We start from the raw sequence: 23,850 nt of genomic DNA, 5'->3' as shown, positions 1-23,850 counted from the left end.
ATATCTTTCAAAATAGTTAGCCACATTATCTTTTATTCCCATTCAATGGTAGCAGGTGGCTTGGAGGAAATATCATAAACCACCCTGCTGATACCTTTCACTTCATTACAAATGCGATTAGCAACTTTCTGTAAAAACCACATTGGTAACTGAGTAAAATTAGCAGTCATACCATCAATACTATCTACAGCTCTTAAAGCACAAACCTGATCATAACTGCGTTCATCACCCATTACTCCAACCGTTCTAATAGGTAAAAGAACGGCAAATGCCTGCCAGGTTGTATTATAAAGTCCGTTTTTTTGTAATTCGCTTATAAATATCTCATCCGCAAGCTGAAGCAGACGGACTTTTTCTGCATTTACTTCTCCTATAATTCTAACGGCTAAACCTGGTCCCGGAAAGGGATGTCTTTGGATAATGGATTCAGGTAAACCAAGCAAAGTTCCTACTTCTCTGACCTCATCCTTAAAAAGTTCTCTTAAGGGTTCAATTAAAGCTAAATTCATTTTTTCCGGTAAACCACCTACATTATGATGACTTTTAATCTTTGCTGTCATTCCCGTAAAAGTGGCACTTTCAATTACATCTGGATAGAGAGTTCCCTGTGCTAAAAAATGCACCTCTTCATATTCTCCGGCTATCTTTTCAAAGACCTCTATAAAGGTGTTGCCGATTATTTTCCGTTTTGTTTCCGGATCGGTAATTCCTTTTAGTTTGGAGATAAATGTTTTACTGGCATCCACATAGCGAATATTTAAATCAGGATAAGCGGAAAAGGTCTGTTTTACTCTTTCTGCTTCCTTGTAACGCATCAATCCGGTATCCACAAAAATAGGCAGGAGCTGATTTCCGATTGTTTTATAAAGTAAAACCGCAGTAACTGAAGAATCAACCCCTCCACTTAATCCCAATAGAACTTTTTGGTTGCCTACCTGTTTTCTTATTTTCTCAATATTTTCATTGATAAAGGCATTCGGAGTCCAGTTCGCAGTTATTTTTCCAATCCTAATCAGAAAATTCTCTAATACTTTTATTCCGTTTTTTGTGTTCGCTACTTCCGGATGAAACTGCAAGCCATAAAAAGGTAATTCCTTATGAGCTATTACAGCATAAGGGGATTGATCCGTTTTTGCTAAAACAGAAAAGCATTCGGGTAAACTGGAAACAGCGTCACTATGGCTCATCCAGACCTCTTCCCTATCTCCCAATCCTGCAAGTAATTCATTATGGTTAATGATATTTAATATTGCAGAGCCATATTCTCTTTTATCTGATGGTAGAATTGTTCCCCCATAATGAGTTACCAATAATTGCATTCCATAACAGATTCCCAAAATGGGAATGCCAAGTTGCCAAATTCCTTCCTCCGGCTTGGGTGAATTTTTTTTACTTGAACTAGATGGACTTCCTGAAAGTATAATTGCTTGCGGAGCAAAGGATTGTATTTGTTCTAAACTTATCTGATAGGGTTGAATCTCGCAGTAGATGTTTAAAGAACGCACTTTTCGGGCTATCAATTGCGTATATTGAGAACCAAAATCTAAAATCAAAACTTTATTATGCATTGGTAAACCTAATTTACAAAAGGATTATTGACCTTTTCCAAGCCAATGGAGGTGGTAGGACCATGCCCCGGAAAAACCAGAACATCATCATCTAAAATAAAGAGTTTATTTTTAATGGAATTAATTATAGCAGTATGGCTTCCTCCCGGAAAATCAGTTCTGCCTATGCTTTGTTCAAATAAAGTATCTCCGCTAATCAGATATTTTCCTGTTAGAAGACAAATACTGCCTTCTGTATGACCCGGTGTATGGATAACTTTTACCTTTTCGGAACCAAGGAAAAGCTCATCACCATCGTGCAGAATAACTTGAGGAGCTGATAAATTTAGCTCAAAACCCATATAGGTACTGAAATTTTTGGCATTATTGGTAAGCATTTCAGCATCCGCAAGATGAATTGCAACCGGACAATTCAATGCCTTGGCAAAATATAAATTTCCGCCAATATGATCTGCATGGCCATGGGTATTAATAATCATTTTTACTTTCAATTCCAATTGTTTAATCCGCTGCAGAAATGTTTCACTCGGGATAGCAGGATCAATTAAAAATGCCTCTGCACTAATGCTATCCCAAAGCAGATAAGTGTTGGTTTGAAAGCTCTCCAGCAAAACAGTGCTTTCTATTTTTATCATTTTTGTATCCCTTTCTTACAAATATGAAATCAGGTATTTATTGATTATCTCTCTATCCCCTTTAGTAGCAGTTTTTATCGTCTGACTGATAATTTGTTTATTGCTAATCCTCCAAACCTCAATATTTGCAGATTTGGGCACTTTGGGATGATACAGTATAAAGATTGCCAGTGCCAAATCTAAAGTAGCAAAATTAAGTTTTCCGGTAATAAATCCTAAAGGTCCCATATAATCCTGTGCCTGTAGCATCAATCCTTCCCGAAAGATGTTTTTAAGTGTTTCATTTTCTGCTTCATCTCTTCCTATAATCAATTTTACCTCTTCCGTCAAGCGAAAATGACGACCATAAGCAAGTAAGTTTATTGAGTGCAAATCATCCTGCTGATGCTTTTTCAGGTCTTGTAAGCGTAAACAATAATTACGATCCGTAAGTAAACAACCACCAGCAGGAGAAGGAAAATCAACTATTCCTAATTCTTCTGCCAGAGCTAATTGAGCCAAACGACCACGACCCTGAATAGATAACATATCTTTTTTAGCAATCCAACCCTCTCTAAGAGGTAATGTATCAGGAAGTAAATTTTGCGACAAGGGCCTTACGATTAAGTCCTTTACACCGCTAAGTTTACTTACATTATTCATAGCATTTCGTTTTTGACTTTTAGGACGCTGCCCCAAAACCTCGCCACTGATAAGAAAATCTGCATCTCTATACGGCATCAGTTCTGCCGCTTTTTTAAACATAAAACCGTGACAATCAATACAAGGATTTAATCCTTTACCAAAACCATAAACCGGATTATTCAGTAACTTTATATGTTCTTCCGAAACATCTATTACTTCCAAATCAATAGCATTTTTAGCGGCATAATTAATTGCCCGTTCCGGAAGCAAATACGGAGCTTTAAAAAATACCGGATGAACTGCATATCCTTTACTTTGCATCCATTTAACTGCCAGAATACTATCCAGTCCACCGGAAAATAATGCTATTGCTTTATGTGTTTTCATATTGCCTATGCCCTAAAACTGCTCTTTTTTGTCAAGCAGGAATTATCCACGAAAGGTTGACCTCCTGGTCAATAAAAAAAGTCCGGAGTCAACACTGTGTAGTCGGAGGACGCTGTTCCTCCGCAAGCAAGTGGAAAAATGGAAAAGTGGAAAGGTGAAACAAAGTTTGGACATCGTAAAAAAGTACGCAACTCCGTCTATACAATTCCGGAATAACGATGCCCTAATTGTTCATTTGACTAACGAAAATATCAACCTTCCGGATTTGAAAACCAGGAAAAGTGAAATTAAAAAGAATAAAAATTGGGGCTTTTATCCACCGAGGGGCTTACGCCACCATCGCTATCATTGTGTCACGGGCTTTTATGTAATCTCAACCCTCTAAACCTTCTCAACATTCTCAACTTTCTAAACCTTATCAACTATCTAAACCTTATAAACCCTTTCAACCTTCTAAACCTTTCTTAAATTCATTTTACATTCTACATTATTTAGCTAAGACCATCTTTTTAGCGGAAGTATAATTACCGGTGGATAAACGATACAGATAGATTCCACTGGCAACGCTTCTTCCCTTGTCATCACAGCTATCCCAGGAAACCTGATAGTAACCAGGACTTGTGTGTTCCAGATTGTAGGTTTTAATTTTTTGTCCCTTCATATTGTATATTTCAATTTTAACTTTTCCAGCTTCTTTCAGGGAATAGCGAATATTGGTATTCGGATTAAAAGGATTGGGGAAAGCATTATACAATTTTGTAACCATCGGAACAGTTGGAGGAACCGGTTCTTGAGTTGGATCACCAATAATAACTGTTATAGGACCGTAAAATTCACTGTTTCCATCCAGGGAAACGCTTTCCAGCCAATAATAATAAATCATATTCGTATACACCTCAAAATCCGTGTAATTATATTTAATCTGAGTTCCTTCAGAAGAACCTTTATTGATTATAGAACCGTTGATCATAATAGCATTTTGTAAATCTTTATCTTCACTACGCAAAATATTATAGCCGGAATGATTAGTTTCACTTTCTGCAGTCCAGGAAATAATAACAAAATTTTCGGAGGTTACTACTGCCGTAAAACGGGATAGGTTTACCGGCAAAGTAGGATCAATGCCTTCTTCAATTACTAAAATAACATCATTCTTAGCTCCAAATTCCACATTAGATATATTTACTATGCCGGTATTCCCTTCGGTTATATTGCAGGGATAAGAACTTCCATAATGCCACTGTCCACTATGGTAAATTAGGCAATACCAATTTCCGGAACTGAGTTTTAGAGATAAATTCCCTTTTCCAGAACCTAATAAGCCAAGCACAATAGGAGCGTTTAGATTATTATAATTCGGTAATGCCATCACTAATGGATGAGTAGCAGTTACAGCATTATTAATATTTAGATGGATAGTGGAAGTTATGGTTATTCCATCTATTTCTGTAGGATAATTAGCTGGAATATCACATGAGATATGAACATCATCAAGATAAACTGACTGAGAATTATTTCCATAATAATGAAATCCCAAATAGACCATTTGATCCGCATAATCTTTCAAGTCCATTTGGGTCTTTTGCCAGGAAACACAGCTGAGATTAACGGGTTTCCAGTCATAATTTTCAGGACTAGTATCCGTTGCAATACCCCATTCCAAGGTCTCTTCACTATTTTGTTTCAGATGCCAGAACGAAAGATTATGGTGAAAAGCATTGATTAAAACAGGAGGACTAAACAAGTATTGGTTATAATCGTTTGAAACCTCAAGAGAACTAAATCGGGCTGAAAATTGTCCATTAAATGTGTGGTTATTGTCATTACTTTGAATAATATCGTTATTATTATTAACATATTTTGTCCATCCCACCGGCAGAAAGTCATCTTCAAAATCCTCCATAAGAAGACCCTCAAAGTATGTAGTTCCTTTAAGAATTACATCATACTGAGTCCGAGAACTATAATTAATTCGCAAAATGGCAATTTTTTCTCCAAAGGAGCGAGGATAGAAACGAACCGGAATATTAACACTTTGATCTGTTTCCAAATGTGCAGCAAGATTGGAATAATCAACCTCAAAATCATCATAGTTGCCTAAAAGCGTAAAATTATCCTCCGTAAGGTCTATAATTCCCTCTCCCGTATTGGTAATGGTAACATTTAAATAGCTGGAAGGAGTATTAACAGGGGTAAAGGGAAAAATAATTTCTGTAGGTGAATAATTCAGAATTGGCACATCAGGCAGCTTTTCAATCTGGAAATCATCAATTCCGAAACTCCAATTTGTTGCTGTGGAAGCATATTGGTAAAAAGCAAGATAAATATGATGGTCTCTGTAAGTGCTCAAATCCAAGCTATGTTCCATCCATTCAGTATTATAACAGGTAAAAACAGCTAATTCTTCCGTAAAAGAAGAGATATCTGAATCGGTAGTAGAAAGCAAAACTTTATAGGAATTAGGATATTGGGCACTTTCTACCATATCATACCATTTTATTTTTATATTAACTGCTGTTAAATCCAAAGGTGGAGAAATAAGATAATCATCAGTATTTCCCATCCCTTGAGCAGCATAGGGTTCGGAATAGGCGGGAATATTACATTCGTTAGTTTGCCTCCAAGTATAATCATCATTATTAGCATTTATTACTATCCAACCTAAAGGAGAGGGAGGACTACCTGACCATTCATTATCAAAGGTTTGCAAATAGGGTAAATCATTTCGGGTTAAGGTTGGGTCATTCATTACCGTAAATGACCATACTTCAAGCTCATATTTATCTGAAGCATAGCCATAAATATTATAGGGATCAATCTTCCAGTAATAGGTCTTTCCATATTCCAGAACCCCAGGATTAAAATTTGTTCCATTCAGAAGTGATATAACTTTTACCGGATTGGAAGTATCGCCAAAATAAACATCATAGTGAGAAGGACAACCTCCTCCACTACGCCAATGCAGAGTTATATTTTTTAATATATCAATAGCCGAATTTGCCGGAAAAGGATTGATCGGAGGAAGAGGAGGTTCATTTTCAATTAAAAACTCCGCATCAAAACGAATTACAGGCCTATTATAAGTAGGAGTTAAATAGGTCGGTTGAAAGTCATCAGAATAACTCCCCCGGCAGAGATATGTTGATCCTGTAGAAGAATAGGTATAATCGGGCCTATCAGTTGACCATTCCTCAAAACCTTTTACAACAAGAATATGCAGATTTCCCGTAGCATTATAAGGATAGGGATCAAAAAGAGTAACCTCTGCCCAACCTGAAGAGCCAAAATTGTTCGGAAAATTGCCACTGTAAACAAGCTGATATTCAGAGTAGGGTGGTGAAATTTCTCCTTCAGATAAACTGGTTGCAGATGATACCTTCATATAAATGCTTACATTGGAAATTAATAATGAAGGATTTCCGTGGCGCTTGTAGAATGCAATCTTATTGATCAAACACTCAGACTGCAGTTCCGCTGCGGTATACAACATTTCGTAAGTGGAATAATTGTGATGCCTGTTTATCGGAATTAAGCCATAAGTTGCCGAAGCAGGATTTCCAATCGTGACTTGTTCTCCCCAACATAAGAAGAAAATCCCGATTAAAAATAATAGGAATAAAAATAAAACTTTCCGATTCATAACTTATGCCTCCTTAAAGATATTTTTTCAGCCAAAAAAGAGCAATATTTCCTGTTCCCTTCTAGTGTTGAAATTGTAAGAGGAAGCAAACACGAATACCCAGACCAATCAATTTTAAGCTGGATATAATTGCATAAATTGAGCATAAGTAGGAATAAATAATCTTCACTGGAAAAGGAATCATTTGAAGAAAGAATATTATGAAAGCGCAAGGCGTTATACTTGGAAATAGATACTACTCCAAAATCCGTCTTTTTTAAAGCGTTTTCCGTTGTTCTTAAAATAACGCCTTGCCTTAAGCTACTATCCACATTCCTCTCCTCAAACACAAAAAAATATTTTATTTTTTATTCTATATAGTTTTTTTCGCTTTTATTAAACACACCTTCAGAGTTCTAACTTATATCCAAGAACTTCAATATTATTCTTTACTTCATTCACATTTTCCTTTTACTTTAAACTCAAATTCCTGTCAAGAACAATCTTTCCTTTCCCGATTTCCACAGAAAATAAAGGTTTTGGTGAATTCCCAACCTTGTAAATGAAAACAAGGAGTAGGCAAATTCAATTATACTGCAAATAACAAATTTACTTAAGAATAAATTTACTTCGTATTTATAAAATAGGAATCTGGCAATCCGATGCCTTTTTTACCATATTTATAATCTCTTGAAATTATGTCAAATCCAGCTTCTTCCCTACTCCCCACTCAAATACCACTTTATATTCTCCGATACACAACCCAAGCTTTGTATGGGTTGAGGTTGAGTGAATGATTAGAGGATGATGGGTGGGCAGTAAGGAAGCACTTGTAACTATATAAATTGCAATGAATTCTATAACAAGGTTGAGAAACATTGTTAGGGAACTTCTATTCCTAAAGAAACTAACTTTAAGTAAGGAAAAAAAATAATCGCTAAAAAGCCACTAAAAGCAGAAAAATAGTAGCAAGGGAGTGTAATTTAACATAGTTATTTGCTTCGGAAAAGAAGGGATAATAAAATAGGGATATTATCAAATACGAAAGCAATTAAAAATGTTTTCTGCCCTCTGTATTTTATAATTATAAACCAAAAGTTAAAGAACTATGAATTATTTTCAGAAAATGGAACAAGCATTGCATAAAATAAAAGAGAAGAAAAATTACAGCAGAAAGGTAGGAAGCTATGAAAAACATAGCATTATTGGTGATACTCTTGTTTTCAACAGCGGTTCTTATAGCTGGAGTAACGATGAATTACTCCTTGGAGACACCGAAAATTGAGGCAAAAGAACAATACACGAAAGTAAGTTTGGAAAAAGCTCAGAGTTGGGGTCAACCTGGAAATCCAGATTTGCCCTGGTTAGGGATAAAACTTTTATTACCGGCAGGTTTTGAAGCAGAAAAAATTGTAGTTAACAGATATAATCCTGTTACTTACACTTTAGATAAACCCATCGCTCCGATTCAAAGGCAATATCCTTTTTCACATATAATATTGGAAACACCGGATAAGCCCAATGCGGAAGTTTATGATTCGCCTCTTCCCTATCCTCAAAATACGGATAACGGATTGATTACTTCTTTTATGTGCGGACAGCCGATAGTTTTTTCGGCAATAAGTCCATTTTCCTATTATCCTTTAAACAACGAATTGATATTTTATAGACAACTGAGTGTAGAAATTATTTACAGCAGCAGTGCTAAAGCAATGGAAGCAATGCGTTTCTTAAAACAGAATACTTTTACCGCAAACCGTTTGCAAAAAATTGTGGATAACCCTGAAATCATCACTATTTCCTCCACTCGTGAAACGGGAATTGAATATCTTATTGTAGCAGATGCGGAAAAAATAACCCAGTGGACACCTCTAAAAACCTTTCAGGAAATCCGAGGAAAAACTGTGCTCATAAAAAGTATGAGTGAAATTATCGCGGAAAATCAGGGAATTGACACCCAGGATAAATTGCGTAATTACATTATTTCCTTATATACTACCAATCCTCTGCGCTATGTTTTTCTAGCGGGAGATACGGATGTTATTCCTCATAGAGGTTTTTATGTTAGCGTAAATAACAGCGATGAAGGTACGGATGCAGATATTCCTGCTGATATGTATTATGCCTGTTTGGATGGAAACTGGAATACTGACGGAGATAGTTACTGGGGTGAAATGTATGAAGCAGACCTTACTCCGGAACTGGCAATCGGGCGTTTTTGCTATAATAGCGATGCAGAAATAGCAAATTTCCTAAATAAACTTACCAATTACAGCAACAACCCGGTGACAAATGAGGTTAAATCAGCTTTTTTTGTGGGTGAATGGTTATGGGACGGACCTACCTGGGGTGGTGATTATATGGATGAAATGATTGGTGGAAGTAGTAATAATGGCTATACTACAGTTGGAGTTCCTACTTCCTGGAACATAACTACATTATATGATAGAACTTATGGAGCAGCCGATGCCTGGGGTGCTAATCAGATTCGCCCCATACTTAGTCAGGGTCCTAATCTGGTAAATCATTTGGGACATTCCAACACTACTTATGCAATGCGGTTATCAAATAATCAGGTTAGTGCTTCCACAATTACTAATGACGGTGTAAATCATAATTTTTCCACTTATTTTACCCAGGGCTGTTATGCCGGTGCTTTTGATAATCGTGAAACCTCTCCCGGGCAGTATACATCCGATTGTATAACAGAAAAAATGACCTCTATTGCCACAGGACCTGTAGCAATGATTTCTCATTCACGCTATGGCTGGGGTGTTCAACAAAGTACTGATGGAGCTTCTCAATATATTCATCGCCAGTTTATAGATGCTATTTTTGGGGAAAACATTTATGAAGCGGGTTTTGCCTTGGTTGATTCCAAAATAGATAATATTCCCTATATCACTAATGAACCGGTAATGTATTGGGTAACTTATGAAACCAATCTTTTTGGTGATCCTGCTATGATGGTTTGGACGGACACTCCACAAACTATAACAGCTAATTTACCCGAAGTATTAATGGTAGGACAAAATCATTATCAGATTCAGACCAATGCACCTTATGCGGTATTTATTCTGAAAAATGAAGATCATACCGTATTCAGGACTTCCGCAGATGAAAATGGTTTGATTATAGTTAATTTTTTTGCTCCGCTAACTCCAGGAACTTATTACATTTATATCAGTGCCCACAATTTTTATCCTTTCAATGCTACCATTATGGCTACAGCGGCTCAAATGCCCTATATTATATGTAATAATGTCAGTTATAACGATCAGGATGGACTCTATCATACAGGTGAAACATTATCCCTTAATCTCTTTGTTAAAAATGTGGGCTTGCTGGATCTCACTGTTCCTGGGACTTTAACTTTCCTCAGTAATTCGGCTAATATCCAAATTCTTTCCTCAACGGCAAATTTTACCGGTATTGCAGCCGGTGATTCTTTAGCTCTTAATTCTGTCTTTTTGTTCAGGATTGTAGGCAATTTTACTGATCAAACCCAAGCCACTTTCACAATCAGAGCCAATTATGATTCCTACTTATCCAATTCTACTTTTATCTTAACTCTGAATGCTCCGGTTTTACAATTGCTTTCTTATCAGCTGAATAATATGGATGTTATGATTATGCCTGGAGATACACCTTCCATTAGTTTCAGCGTTGCTAATACCGGTAGTGGAAATGCTTATTCACCTATGTTAATTATTTTTAACTCCTCTCCCGATATTATTTTGGAGCAGGAGGAAATTTTGCTGGCTCCCTTAAGCCCTCATAGCACAGCCGACTACCAAAGTGCAATCACTTTACAGGTATTGGATAGTGCAGTTATTGATAATAACTATATGATAAATTACATTTTCTGCGCGGAAAACGGAAATCTGGTAGAAGGATATTTCTTAATTCATATTGGTGCTCTCAGTTACAGTTTTGAAACCGATTACCAAACATGGGAAACCGTTGCTCTCAGCAGTAATTTTGTAAATCAGTGGCATCGTTCATCAAATCGTAATCATACTACCAACGGTATTTATGCAATGAAATTTGGAGGTAACGGTTCTACTAATTATGCCAGTAGTGCTTATGGTGCACTTATTAGTCCTGTAATGAATGTTAGCCCCAATTGTCAATTGAAATTCTATCACTGGATGAGTGCAGAAAAACATAGTACCAATCAATCCTACGCTTGGGATGGTGGTTTGGTACAAATGAGTTTGAACGGAGGCAATTGGACTCAAATTACCCCTGTAGGCGGTTATCCTTATAAGATTTACAATAATTCCGCTTCGCCTTTTTCCGCAAATACTTGGGTCTATTCAGGTAATTTTGATTGGACGGAAGCTATTTTTGAACTTGGTAATGTTTCCGGAATAGCTCAATTTCGTTGGGTTTTTGGCAGTGATGGTTATGTTGGTGGAGAGGGATGGTATATAGATGATGTGAGGATAACGGGCTATGTTGCCAATGAGGATGAAAGCATTCCTTTGGCACAAAATGTTATCCTGTATGATAATTATCCCAATCCTTTTAATCCTGAAACTACGATTGAGTTTTCCATACCAGCTCGGATGCCGGTTTGTCTGGAGGTCTTCAATATTAAAGGTCAATTGGTAACCCGCTTAATTGATGAGGTTTTACCTGCAGGCACTCATAAAGTCGTATTCAATGGCTTAGATATAAACAAGCGTAATATAGCCAGTGGAGTATATTACTATCGCATTAAAACTCCTTCAGGTGTCCAAATGCGAAAAATGCTATTACTGAAATAGAAATGCTAAAATTTACTCCCGATACAAATGTTCTCGTTTTAACCGGAGCCGGAATCAGCGCTGAATCCGGTATCCGGACTTTTAGAGATAGCGGTGGTTTATGGGAAAATCATCGGGTTGAAGATGTTGCCACTCCTGAAGCTTTTAACTCTAATCCGGTTAAAGTTTGGGAATTTTACCGTCAACGCTACCAGGATAGTATTTCCAGTAAACCCAATCCGGCTCACTTGGCTTTGGTTAAATTGGAACAATTTTTAGGGGATAACTTTTTACTGGTTACCCAAAATGTGGATTGCTTGCATATAAAAGCCGGCTCTAAAAGAGTTTTGGAAATGCATGGCTCCCTTGCCAATTGTATCTGTACAAAATGCCATAGCAAATTAGCAATTAAGGATATTGATTTAACGCAGCCGATTCCCCTTTGTCCCTTTTGCAATGGTATTTTAAGACCAGATATTGTCTGGTTTGGTGAAATACCGCACTATCTGAATATAATTGATGATGCCCTCAGAAAATGTTCTGTATTTATCATTGTAGGAACCAGCGGAGTTGTTTATCCTGCAGCAGGTTTCGTTCTTACTGCCAAATTGATGGGGGCAAAAACAATTGCAATAAATCTGGGAAAACCGGATAACCTTGCCTATATTGATGAATTTTATCAGGGCAAATCAGGAGATATTCTGCCCGGATTAGTAGCTATGTGGATTGGCGAATAGGTTTATTACTCACAGATTACACAGATTTCAGAGATAAAAATTGATAATTAAGCAGGAGGAGGAAATGAAGAATGAAGAAGTGAGATTAAAAAAAGTGGGGCTAAAGCAGTGAGATTACTTCAGGAATAAATAATTTTTCCGTTCTCACTTTTTTTACCTTTTTCTTGCGTAATAACGACTTTTCCCGATTACGCTTATATTGTAAAACTAATCTCTTTTTCTCTTTGTTTTCTATTTCAATTTCATTTTTTCGTTGACGCTAACCCTGAACAAATAAAGATGGTAGTGGAATCGCTTTTATCAAATAAGGAGTTGTAAATAATGCGTAAGTTCTTTATAATGATAATAATGCTCTTTGTCCTTTTAGCCGGCTGTAAAAGTACTTTACAGTCCAATAAGGTTAAAGTTGCTTTCTGGCATGGTCTCAGCGGTCCTTTAGGTGATACTCTTAATGAAATGATTCGTGAATTTAATCGCACTCATAAAGACATAGAAGTAATTGCCAATCCTATTAGTAGCTATACGGCTCTCTCTCAAAAACTTATGGCTTCCATTCAAGCAAAAAAACAGCCCGATATTGCTCAGGTTTTTGAATCCTGGACTTCCAAATATATAGAAGCGGGAGTGCTTTGCAATTTTGAGGATTTAATGAAAGCGGATTCAACCTGGACAATGCAAAGTTTGGAAGATATTTATCCTGTCTTCTTAAAATCCAATACTTTTAATGACACCATCTATTCCTTTCCCTTCAATAAAAGTGTCCGTGCTTATTTCTATAATAAAGATGCTTTCTATAGAGCCGGTCTTGACCCTAATCATTTTCCTGCTACTTGGGATGAATTTCGGTCCTACTGTCGTAAATTAACTACTGATAAAAATAATGACGGTAAACCAGAAACCTACGGAACCAATTTTAATGTGAATGAATGGCAATTTATTAATCTTCTTTACCAAGCCGGAGGCACAATTTTAGATGAAGAAGGAAAACCACAACTTAATAGTCCACAAGCAATTGAAGCTTTAACTTTTACTACCGATTTGCTAAATAAAGATAAAACTGTTTATCTTGTCCGTGAATTTGAAGGACAAAATGATTTTTTAGCCGGAATTGCCGCTATGTATGAAGGTAGCAGTGTTTCTATCACGCATATGCGTCAGCAACCAATCAATTTTAATATTGGTTATGCTCCTTTACCTGTATATAGAACCAATAAAAGTGCAGTCAGCGGAACTAATATTGTTATTTTTAAAAGCGGAGATAAGAAAAGAGAACAAGCTGCCTGGGAATTTATAAAATGGTTTACAGATACGGAACAAACAGCCAGATGGAGTGCTGAAACCTGTTATATGCCTGTGCGGAAAAGTGCTATGCAATCTCCTGTTCTGCAGAACTTTTTAAAAGAATATCCTCAGTTTCAAGGTATTTATGACCAGCTGGAAACAGCTATCTTTGAACCGCAAATTTCTGCCTGGTTCAAAGCCCGTATGGAATTAAAAAATTATCTGGAAAAAGCAATGCGGGGAATTTCTACTCCCCAAGAAGCATTGGATGAAATGAACGCAAAGTTTCAAGCTATCATTAGGGAAGAAAAATATCTAAAAAGCTTGTAGCTATCAACCAACGAGGAAAATATGATTCTTAACTGCGCTGAAGAACTAATCCTGCTATCCATAGACGATCAGACCAATTATTTTTACAGGATAACCAACATCAATTTCAATGTGGCTTTAATTGGCGCTCTTTTAATGGACTTGGCTTTGAGAAAAAGAATTGATGTAGATCTGGAAGGTATCTATGTTCTATCTACAGAACCGACAGGTGATAAGTTTCTGGATGCTATCCTGGAAAATTTAATTGAAACTGAAGCAGGAAACCAACCGGCTGTTTTAGTAGGACAGCTTTATAACTCTATGGGACACTTGAAAGATAAACTCCTGCAGGACTTGGAAGAAAAAGGCATCATCAAGGTGAGCCAGTGTAAAGTCCTTTGGCTGTTCAAAAAGCGTCGCTATCCCGTTATAGACCAGAAAGAAGAGGAAGAAGTCCTTTCCCGAATTCGGAAAACGGTTCTTACAGATGTTGATCCTGAACCCCGAGACCTGGCTTTGATTGCCTTACTTAATATTTGCAATCTGATGGACAAAATCTTTACTCAAGAGGAATTGGAACAATGCAGTGAACGCCTGGAACAGTTAAAGAAACTGGACCTCATCAGCCCTGCCGTAAAAAGAATTATTGGCGAAATGCAGGTTTTAATCACAACTACTTACACAACCTAAAAATTTTAGGATTATTCAAAAACGGATTGCAGGATAAACCCAAATAATGCGGTTAAAAAATTGACTGGCAAATTCTTTCTTTGCCAAAGAAACAAAATGTTTCTAAAGGAATTTATACCTTCGGCATTTGCCGAATTGGAATTTGGCAACCCAATTGATTAATATGTTTATACTTATTTATGCTGCATTATTTAGGATAAAGGACTGCATCCTTTGTGGCAAAACGAAATTTGCCATCTCATTATTCTTTTCCTTGACTGCATAGACCCCATCCAAATTTTTGAGCTCAATAAAAAAGCGGGCATAGCTCAGGTGGTAGAGCATTAGCTTCCCAAGCTGAGGGTCGCGGGTTCAAGTCCCGTTGCCCGCTCCATTTTATGCAGCCGGAGCACGCTGAAGCTCCGCATCTTTTTTTTACAATGTCCATTCCCTGTTTCACCTTTTCACTTTTCCACCTTTTCACCTTCTTGTAGAGGAACAACGTCATCCGGCTACACAACATTAAGGATGCTGAGTACTTGCCTTAATGTAATAAAATCCCTGGTTACCTGAAGAATCAGTGAATTGAAGGTAGGAAGTAGTTCCAATCAAGGTAAAATTGCTGTAAGGATTATCACTGCGATAAATTTGATAGCTAAGAGCATTCGGAACTGCATTCCAGCGAAGAACTATGTTATTATCTTCTTGGGAAATTGTTACAATAGGTGTTTCCAGAGAAGGATAATAACCGCTACCTGTTAAAACCAGATTGAAATTGTGATAATTAGTGGCATTGCTGGTTATAACTAAATTACCATTATATGAGGTTTGAGCTGTAGGTGTAAAAGTTACATTAATGGTCAATGAGTTACCTGCCTCTATAGCAAATTGCATATTTGTGCGATCGCTATATCTGGTTCCCTGTAAATCTTTATTTTTATTCCTTGGGGCAAAATCAAGAGTATAGTTATTCGGAACGGTAAAATAGCCAGCCAGAAGTTGATTGCCTGTATTTTGAATGGTAAAAGGCAAAGTTGCAGAATTACCTATTTCTATTGCCCCGAAATTCAATTGGGAAGAGCTTAGGGAAATTATCGCATTTTGGGGTTCTGAAGGAACTCTTATTTTAATATTTGGTCTATAAGTGGAAACATTAATTCCGGTAAAAATATCGGTTTGGTCACTGCTATCACTCCAAGTATAACGGTAGCCATTGTTAACAGAAGTGTATTGAACTGTCCCGGATGAATTCCATTGACTTACAAGTCCAAAAGCAGTATCTATTACAATGTTATCAATTCCATTCCAGTGAAAAGGTGAAGTGAGAGTAAGCATATCCCAACCTCCAGCAACTGGCATATAGGATGCATTGGTATAAACCGTAGTCATTCCAGTTGCTGTTTGCCAGGAAGAAACATCAGTAGCAGTTGTATGTTTCATTCGGATTAAAAAATTCGGTAAAGCATAAGCTGGAGAACTGGCTATATAAAAACCCAGTTGTAAAATATCTATTGGTCCGTAAATCCCTGCAGCATTAAGCTCTGCGGCTGTATAAACCGATTGACCGTGCAAACTTTTATAATAGATATTTACAGGACTGGCTGTATTATTTCCCGTTACGCCTGTTCCACTACCAATTATAGCTATACTGGAAGAAGTACTATTGGGAGTTGCTTGCACGGTTAAGGACGGAAGCGATTCATTAGTTCCAGAAACAGAGGTCAGATAATAAGAATAGGTTGTGCCATTAACAACACCTACATCATAATAAGTATATCTGTTAGCTACATTATCATATAAAGCATTATTACGATATATATTGTAACTCTCTATATTTCCAGCCATAGGTGATTGCCAGGTAAGAGTTACTATTCCATTGCCCGAAGTAGCTCTTAAGGCAGTTGGTGGTAAAATCATACTGCTATCTACAAATATTTTCAAACGGATATTGGGGAGATTATTTGAAGCTGTAAGATTTGTAGGAGCTGAACTATCACTCCGATTTTGCCGAACTCGGGTTGTAGAAGTGCTGGTATAAGTCCAATAAGGATAATTGTTTATGTATTGCTGGTACCCTTTTAAACAAAGGATAGAAAGATTATCAGTCCCATTGTAAATAAACATTTGGTTAAGAGTTATTTCCATCCAGCCGGAAGTGGCGTTATTTGTAAAGGAGCCATTGTAAACCAAAGTATATCCATCCAAACTATAATTACCGGAACTGAGAGTAGTGTTTTGGGTCTGTTTCATATAAATTGACACACTTTCAATTGGGTTTATATCTTCACCTTGTGCTTTATAATAGGCAAGGGATTTAATAGCGCCGGCAAACCCAATTTCGCTGGCAAGATAAATTGCTTCGTGAGCAGAATAGTTATAATATCTATCTAAAGGATAACTTTGCGTTCCAGTTCCAGTCCCTATTATAATTTCTAAGGGTGCTCCAATTTCCAGAATTATATTCGTTGAAGCAGAACAATTTCCAGCAACTGCAGAACAAAATAAATTAGCTAAAGTCCCTACCGCAACTGAGGTATCTGCACTAAGATTAAAAACAAGTGTTGTATTTCCATTCCCGGATATTGGAGCAAACTGAGCAGTTCCTGTAATAATATTAATTCCTTCGGTAGAAGTAGTAATTGTTACCGTTCCAGCCGGGCTGGCTACTTCTCCTGTATTCAGTAATTGAACAGAGAGGTTTGCTGTTTCGCCGGGGTCTAAAATTCCATCATTGTCTCCATTAGAATCTAACACAGTATAGTTTCCGAATTCCAGAATCGGAACATAGACATCTAAAGAAAAGGAATAGTTCCAATTTAATCCACTACCGGAAAGAGCCAGGGTAAAATTAATACTATGTCCTCCAGGGCAAGATGGAGAAACACTTAAACTGAAATTGTTTTGTGGTAAGCCCTGTGCCTCTCCGGCAATATTTCCATAATTAGCAGTAGCATTATTAATTGTGACATAAGAATCGGAACAACTCAACACACCAATAACATTCTCAGCAGTAGAAAGTCCATTGTTTCTAAGCAGGATTTGCAATTGGGCTGTTTCTCCCGGTTCCAGATGATTATTATTATTAGGGTCAATAACATTTTTTTGAGCTATAGTAAGATGAGGCATACCGGATATAATTTCCGGTGTACTGATAAATAATGCTTTTTCGTTACTCAAGGGACTGGCAGCTGTAGGATAAGTATTGTTGAAAGTATATTCCAATCCATCAGTTCCGTAATGGTCTTTAATACCTATAGTGCAGTAATTTCCATGCGGATATACATCTCCACTACCCTGGTCTATATTATTAAACACCTTATATTGTAATTTTATTTGACCATCATTGGTAATAGTTGGATAATAAACAGGGTCATATAATATCGCTTGAAAGGTCTCGGGCGAAGAACTATTATAGCCAGAAATTATATTATACCATTCCACTACATAATAATGTTGAGCTGAATTATAATATGTATAAACTCCACTTCCAGTTCCAAGTTGAAGGTCATCCCAAAAGACAGCAATCATCGGATTGGGACCTCCAGCTCCTGGTAAACGCCAATTTCTCCAGTCCGCATTTTGGGTCGCACCAAAAGCAATAAAACCATTGGAACAAATGGATGCCTGAGTATATTGTCTACCATAAAAGGTAAAGGTAAAGGGTAAATTAACCGTCTGAATAGCAACAGCGTTAGTTGCGTCACCTTCATCTGATGTATTTCCCGGGTCTGTTAAAGATAGTAATGTACCACTTCCTCCTTCAGCAGGAGCAATAGGAATCCATTGATAACTTGGGCACAAAGGATATGCCGTATCCGTTTGATCATAAATAAAATAGCCATAAGCATCCTGACCCAAAGGATCGTGAACAGTCGTTGTGCCAATCGTAATACTTAAATGTAAGGTCTGGGTATATCCATTAGCATTAGAAAGTATTAGAATCAACGGAATCACCATTCCATTTATACTGCTACCCCGGGCAAAAACAGTAAAGCTGTTAGAACTATTAGTAACTGTAGAATTAGGAGCAATATTGCCAAAATAACCCTCTGCATCCTGAACAGTAAAATAGTTGCTGAGTGATTGCAAATTGCCGTAAACATTTTGTAAAGTAGAAATACCGGTGTTTTTTAGGGAAAAAGTAAAGGGACAGGAAAGTCCTGGAGTGATAATATTGCCCGTTATACCCACAAAAGTATAACTTTGAATTTCCAGGTTGCCTCCTCTTACGGTCACAGGAATATTTATCGTCCAATTGTTTCCGGCACCTTCAGCCGTAAGCACTAAAGTAATAATATGTTGATCAGGACAGGCAGGAGAAACGGAAAAAACAATGGGAGTAATGTTTTCTCCCAAACCACCAGCAACAATATCACCAAATTCCAGGCGGTCATATTCTATTAAAGTAACATAAGAATCTGTAGTAGATACCCTACCATTAATAAAGAGAGTAGAAGAACTTGTATTTTTCAGTGTTACATAGAGGTTAACTTCTTCTCCTGCATTCAGTGTTCCATCTCCATTGCCGGTAGTTGTATCATCATCCAGAACAAAACTGTCATAGACAATTCCCCCACCAGTATTTAAAGTTATGGAGCTCGTATAAGCGATATAATCATCTTTAGCAACAGTTAAAACCAAGTTTTGGGAAAGTCCTGCTGGTATATCAATAGTAACAAATCCCGAAGCATCTGTAATTCCGGTTAATTGTAAACCGGAAGTAGTGGTCAAAGTTACAAAAGCACCTTCAACGCTTCCTCCATTATTGTTTGTTGCTCCAATTCTGATATTGGCAGAACCGGAAGGAATGGTTGACGGAGCAGTAACAATAAAACTATTGGGAGTTCCTACATAAACCATAGCAGTAGGGTCACCCATCAAGTTACAGTAAGCAGCAAAATCCTGTGCCTGAGTGGGATGACTAACTCCATAAACTGAATGTAAATACAACTTTGCATATAGCATTGGGGAAGACATCTCCCGCATTCCGAGATTGTAAATTCCGTGAAAAATACCTACATCCAAACAATTGTTCATTGGAGTATGAGTGGATGAAGTAGCCATTCCAATTGCAGTTATTGCACCTCCTAAAGAAGCAGCGGTTCCATAACGAATAACTTGTTCCGTAGTAGAAGTTGAACCGCCAAAACTTCCAGTGCTGCAAGTAATAAAGACCGCATGAAAGAGTTTGTGGGAATTATACATTGAAGACATTGTACCGGGCCATCCACTCATTCCTATATAACCACGATAATTATAACACATTACACCTTGATTAATAGCACTATTGATCGTTGTGCTACTGGGGCTGGAACCATAGACCTCAGTATAAGTATAAGCTGGATTAATTTCTTCCGAAATATCACGAATGTATCTATTAGTATAAATCGTTGAAATACCTGAAGAACCGGTATCCCCAACTAAAACCATTCTATTTAACCAATCGGTGGGATGCTGTCCAATGTTCTTTTCCAAAGAGAAGATTTTTGCCAAGATAACATCCAAATCAGCAGTAGAAGTTACAGAAATTCTGCCAATCATTACATCACCCAGGTTATCATTTCCAGCCAGCCAGGTATATTGATAATCAACATAAGTGTTATTACTTGTCACTGCAATAGTGCCATCTGTATCACCAATTAAAACAATATAGTCCGGACGCGTTGCAGGATTGTTGTAAGCTGTTTGAATATAACTCTTAATATTGGTATTGGTTATTCCGGTAACACCAGTGCTAACTGCGTTTACAATAAAGCCCCTTTGCTTTTTCCATGTAACAAATTCATTTATTTTAGATAAATAGTTGGTGTCTGTATAATTGCCATAGATAACCAGCATCACAGGATTCCGATAGTCAATTTCCCGTGTTTGCCGCAGGGACTCATAGTTTAAAATCAGCCCTCTATAGATACTGTCAAAACTACAAGAAATATAAGAACTGGAATTCAATTCATTGATAGAAGGTCTGCTGTTGAATGTTAACTTTATATCCAGATTTTCACTAACAAGCAGTTTCCGATTTATCCGGTCATATTGAAAGGGATATATATTAAGATTTACAACCCTGAAATCACGCAATATCTGGGGCTCTGAGATAACAACATTAGCGGAAGGATAATGAATATCGGTAAATCTTCCCTGTTGGCTTTCCCTATTCAGAGCAGCATCAAAATTGGCAGTAAATTCATTAATAGAAGATTTTGAGGAATTAGAAACAAGCAGATCTACCCCTCCCCTATTCGGAATAGCAATCATTGTGGAAAAAACCGGCAATGTTTCTTCTTCATCTATAAAAAGATAAGGTGTTTCCTGAACTTTAACTTTCTTTCTTATTTCGTTTTTAACATTAATTTGTTCAATTTCCCATTGCGGTAAAGTAAATTGAATTCTTATTTCGCTATCATTTATTTCCTTAATCTTAAAAGGATTGATTTCGCCGTTTGTATTGCCGGATAGCGATATTGGCAATAACAAAATAGTTACAATTAGCAGCAGGAAAAATCGGGACGCTTTCATTAAGAACCTCTATATTCGTGTTTTTTGGCATTTATAAAGCAATTCTAATGCCAATTTTTAAGTTTATTGCAGGATAACCCAATATTCCTGCAGTAAGTTATTGTTATATTGAATGTAAGCTTTTCCTCCTTAAGTGCATTACTCAAGCATTGCTTACCCATTGCTAATGCCATCCGTAATGGGTAAGCAATGGGTAAGCAATGCTACTAAGGAAGATAAATCGTAAAAAAGGATGCGGAGCTACGGCAAGCTAAAGCTACACAATTCTGGTTCCGGTTTTGCCTTCAAAGGCATCCACAATTTTTTCAATGGAAGTAATCAACACTTCCGAGCCACCGCGTTCCAGAAAATCAATAGCTGCTTTGATTTTAGGACCCATACTTCCCGCGGGAAACTGTTTTTCGGCATAATAGCGTTTGGCTTCGGCAACCGTCATTCTATCCAAGTCCTGCTGATTTTCTTTACCATAATTAATAGAGACCTTTTCCACACCTGTCAAAATCACAAAGAGGTCTGCTTTAATTTCTAAAGCTAAAAGTGAGGAAGCAAAGTCCTTATCAATAACAGCATCAACACCCTCGTAAGTGCCATCTTCTTCTATATAAATGGGAATTCCGCCACCACCAACTGCAATTACTATCTCTCCCCTATCCACAAGTTCTTTGATGGTTGCAGCGGGAATAATTTGAATAGGATAAGGTGAAGGAACAACACGCCGAAAACCTTTTCCGGAATCCTCTTTCAGTATCCAACCCAATTTCTGATGTAATTCTTCTGCCTGCTGTGCTGTATAATAGGTACTTCCAACAAATTTTGTCGGATTCAGCATACTGGGATCATTTTTATCTACAACAACCTGGGAAATAATAGTAATAACCCGTTTTTTAATACCGTTTTTATGTAGTTTATTTTGCAAGCTTTGTTCTATCATATATCCCATAGTTCCTTCTGTGGCAGCGTTTAATACACCTAAAGGCAATTGGGGAATGCCTTCTTTTTCACCGGCTTCCTGTTGGCGTAATAAATTTCCTACCTGGGGTCCGTTGCCATGAGTTATGCTTAAATGATAGCCCCGTTTGATTAGTTCTACGATTCCGCTAAGGGATTCACGAGTATTGGCAAATTGCTGAGTTATGGTTCCTTTTTCACCTGCTTTGATAATAGCGTTTCCACCAAGGGCAAGAACAGCTGTTTTGTTCATTTTCCTTTTCCTTTATCTAATGTAAATTTTGATTGAGCAAAAAAGTTAATTCCCTTTAATGTAAAAAAGTGAATAAACTTTACTGCCAGAGGATAACAAATGGAAAAAGGAGGCGACAAAGCACCTCCTTTTATAGAAACTATTATTTTTTAGAGGATTTCTTACCGAAATTCTTTAGAACATCTGCTATTGTAGGAACTCCAATTTCCTGCAATTCGTAACGCACTTGACAAGCGGGCTTATTGATTTTAATTAAACGACGCAGGTCTATTGGAGTGGCAATAATTACAGAATCACATTCAGCACTATTGATTGTTTTTTCCAAATCCTTAATCTGCTTGGAACTATAACCCATTGCCGGAAGCAAAGTTCCGATTTCAGGATATTTTTCGTAGGTCTGCTTAATTTCACCTGCAGCCCAGGGACGCGGATCAACAAGGTCGACACAACCATATTTTTCTGCAGCTACAATTCCCGCTCCATAAGTCATTTCTCCATGGGTTAAAGTAGGACCGTCTTCCACAACCAGAACTTTTTTACCGTAAATCATTTCCGGATGGTCTACAAAAAGCGGTGACGCAGCTTCAATAATTTGAGCTTTAGGATTGATCATCCGAACATTTTCCCGAACCTCATTGATATCATCAAAATCGGCACTATCAATTTTATTGATAACGATTACATCAGCCAAAAAGACATTTGTTTCCCCCGGATAGTAAGAAATTTCATCTCCGGGACGATGAGGATCAACTACAACTATCTTAATTTCTTTATCAGAGGTATAAAATGGAATATCATTATTACCTCCATCCCAAACAATTACATCCGCTTCTTTTTCCGCTTCTTTTAAAATTGCCTCATAATCCACTCCGGCATAAATAACACTATTCATCATTATATGCGGCTCGTATTCTTCCATTTCTTCAATTGTGCAGTTATATTTTTTCAGGTCTTCCAGTTTGGCAAAACGCTGAACTTTTTGTTTAACAAGATCACCATAAGGCATAGGATGACGAATGGAAACAACCTTCAGCCCTTTTGCCTTGAGAGCTTTCACAACCGCTCTGGTCGTTTGTGATTTACCGCAACCGGTTCTAACTGCACAAACAGTTACCAGGGGTTTACTGGTTTTAAGGGTTGTATTATTTTTTCCCATCAGCATAAAATCGGCACCACAAGCATTTACTAAGGATGCTTTGTGCATAACTACCTCAAAAGGAAGGTCACTGTAAGCTAAGACCACCAAATCAACTTTGTGTTTCTTAATCAGGTTTTTCAGTTCACTTTCCGGATAAATATTGATTCCTTCAGGATAAAGCTTTCCTGCTAAAGCGGAAGGATACTTTTTGTCGTCAATTCCAGGAATCTGTGTAGCAGTAAAAGCTACAACTTCATAGTCCTTGTTATCGCGGAAAAAAACATTGAAATTGTGAAAATCCCTTCCCGCTGCACCCATAATGATAATTTTGCGTTTCATTAATGAATCTCCTTTAATTTATTATAGTTACATATTTGTTTTCACCGTTTTAATTAGCGTTTTACCGTCAAGGAAA

Annotated in this window: 15 protein-coding genes and 1 tRNA gene; 7 read left to right on the top strand and 9 right to left on the bottom strand. The window is 37.2% G+C overall.

Going from position 1 to position 23,850, the window contains the following annotated elements; all coding sequences use genetic code 11:
• Positions 1–32: 32 nt before the first annotated feature.
• The 3 genes from guaA to CLOAM_RS04250 are packed head-to-tail and all read right to left on the bottom strand — an operon-like array spanning position 33 to position 3,214.
• Positions 33–1,568: a glutamine-hydrolyzing GMP synthase gene (guaA, locus tag CLOAM_RS04260; RefSeq protein ID WP_015424630.1), complete on the bottom strand. Its 1,536-nt coding sequence runs from the start codon at positions 1,566–1,568 to the stop codon at positions 33–35.
• An 8-nt stretch (positions 1,569–1,576) separates the two neighbouring features.
• Positions 1,577–2,203 carry an MBL fold metallo-hydrolase gene (locus CLOAM_RS04255; RefSeq protein WP_015424629.1) on the bottom strand — a complete coding sequence of 209 codons (627 nt, stop codon included), beginning with the start codon at positions 2,201–2,203 and terminating at the stop codon, positions 1,577–1,579.
• Between the two features lie 15 nt (positions 2,204–2,218).
• Positions 2,219–3,214 (bottom strand): tRNA (5-methylaminomethyl-2-thiouridylate)-methyltransferase / fibronectin/fibrinogen-binding protein, encoded by a 996-nt coding sequence (locus tag CLOAM_RS04250; protein WP_015424628.1) that lies wholly within the window; start codon positions 3,212–3,214, stop codon positions 2,219–2,221.
• 154 nt (positions 3,215–3,368) lie between these two features.
• Between CLOAM_RS04250 and CLOAM_RS09660 the strand changes: the two genes are divergently transcribed.
• A complete protein-coding gene (locus tag CLOAM_RS09660) occupies positions 3,369–3,599 on the top strand; it encodes a hypothetical protein (RefSeq protein ID WP_157860005.1) in 231 nt (76 codons plus the stop codon).
• A gap of 102 nt (positions 3,600–3,701) precedes the next feature.
• Here CLOAM_RS09660 and CLOAM_RS04245 read toward each other — a convergent pair whose 3' ends face one another.
• Positions 3,702–6,854 carry a T9SS-dependent choice-of-anchor J family protein gene (locus CLOAM_RS04245; RefSeq protein ID WP_015424627.1) on the bottom strand — a complete coding sequence of 1,051 codons (3,153 nt, stop codon included), beginning with the start codon at positions 6,852–6,854 and terminating at the stop codon, positions 3,702–3,704.
• Positions 6,851–7,165: a hypothetical protein gene (locus CLOAM_RS04240; protein WP_232502708.1), complete on the bottom strand. Its 315-nt coding sequence runs from the start codon at positions 7,163–7,165 to the stop codon at positions 6,851–6,853. The genes CLOAM_RS04245 and CLOAM_RS04240 overlap by 4 nt, the downstream gene beginning before the upstream one ends.
• 776 nt (positions 7,166–7,941) lie before the next feature.
• On the opposite strand from CLOAM_RS04240, the gene CLOAM_RS09655 reads away from it, so the two are divergent.
• The 5 genes from CLOAM_RS09655 to CLOAM_RS04220 all read left to right on the top strand — a co-directional run bounded on the left by CLOAM_RS09655 (position 7,942) and on the right by CLOAM_RS04220 (position 14,601).
• Positions 7,942–8,118, top strand: a complete 177-nt coding sequence (locus tag CLOAM_RS09655; protein WP_157860004.1) for a hypothetical protein — start codon at positions 7,942–7,944, stop codon at positions 8,116–8,118.
• The gene (locus CLOAM_RS04235; protein WP_044278921.1) at positions 8,087–11,605 is read left to right on the top strand and encodes a C25 family cysteine peptidase; all 3,519 of its coding nucleotides are present in this window, start codon (positions 8,087–8,089) and stop codon (positions 11,603–11,605) included. The genes CLOAM_RS09655 and CLOAM_RS04235 overlap by 32 nt, the downstream gene beginning before the upstream one ends.
• A 2-nt stretch (positions 11,606–11,607) precedes the next feature.
• Positions 11,608–12,321 (top strand): NAD-dependent deacylase, encoded by a 714-nt coding sequence (locus CLOAM_RS04230; protein ID WP_015424623.1) that lies wholly within the window; start codon positions 11,608–11,610, stop codon positions 12,319–12,321.
• 321 nt (positions 12,322–12,642) lie between these two features.
• Complete coding sequence (locus CLOAM_RS04225) at positions 12,643–13,932, top strand: ABC transporter substrate-binding protein (protein WP_015424622.1); 1,290 nt, start codon at positions 12,643–12,645, stop codon at positions 13,930–13,932.
• 21 nt (positions 13,933–13,953) lie between these two features.
• Positions 13,954–14,601, top strand: a complete 648-nt coding sequence (locus CLOAM_RS04220) for a GOLPH3/VPS74 family protein (protein WP_015424621.1) — start codon at positions 13,954–13,956, stop codon at positions 14,599–14,601.
• A 177-nt stretch (positions 14,602–14,778) separates the two neighbouring features.
• Here the strand turns inward: CLOAM_RS04220 and CLOAM_RS09650 are convergent, their stop codons facing one another.
• Positions 14,779–14,925: a hypothetical protein gene (locus tag CLOAM_RS09650; protein ID WP_157860003.1), complete on the bottom strand. Its 147-nt coding sequence runs from the start codon at positions 14,923–14,925 to the stop codon at positions 14,779–14,781.
• Here CLOAM_RS09650 and CLOAM_RS04215 point away from each other — a divergent pair.
• Positions 14,899–14,974 (top strand) — tRNA-Gly (locus tag CLOAM_RS04215). The genes CLOAM_RS09650 and CLOAM_RS04215 overlap by 27 nt on opposite strands.
• A gap of 128 nt (positions 14,975–15,102) precedes the next feature.
• Here CLOAM_RS04215 and CLOAM_RS04210 read toward each other — a convergent pair.
• The 3 genes from CLOAM_RS04210 to CLOAM_RS04200 all read right to left on the bottom strand — a co-directional run bounded on the left by CLOAM_RS04210 (position 15,103) and on the right by CLOAM_RS04200 (position 23,774).
• Entirely contained in the window at positions 15,103–21,096 is a 5,994-nt protein-coding gene (locus CLOAM_RS04210) for a C25 family cysteine peptidase (RefSeq protein ID WP_015424620.1), read from the bottom strand.
• 256 nt (positions 21,097–21,352) lie between these two features.
• On the bottom strand, positions 21,353–22,297 hold the full coding sequence (arcC, locus tag CLOAM_RS04205) for a carbamate kinase (RefSeq protein ID WP_015424619.1): 945 nt from the start codon (positions 22,295–22,297) through the stop codon (positions 21,353–21,355).
• Positions 22,298–22,439: 142 nt separating this feature from the next.
• A complete protein-coding gene (locus CLOAM_RS04200) occupies positions 22,440–23,774 on the bottom strand; it encodes a cyclic 2,3-diphosphoglycerate synthase (RefSeq protein ID WP_015424617.1) in 1,335 nt (444 codons plus the stop codon).
• Positions 23,775–23,850: the final 76 nt, after the last annotated feature.

It is taken from the genome of Candidatus Cloacimonas acidaminovorans str. Evry (genome assembly GCF_000146065.2).
Lineage (GTDB): Bacteria > Cloacimonadota > Cloacimonadia > Cloacimonadales > Cloacimonadaceae > Cloacimonas > Cloacimonas acidaminivorans.
The sequence above is the reverse complement of the archived record's forward strand: the minus strand, read 5'-3'. Positions and strand labels throughout refer to the sequence as shown.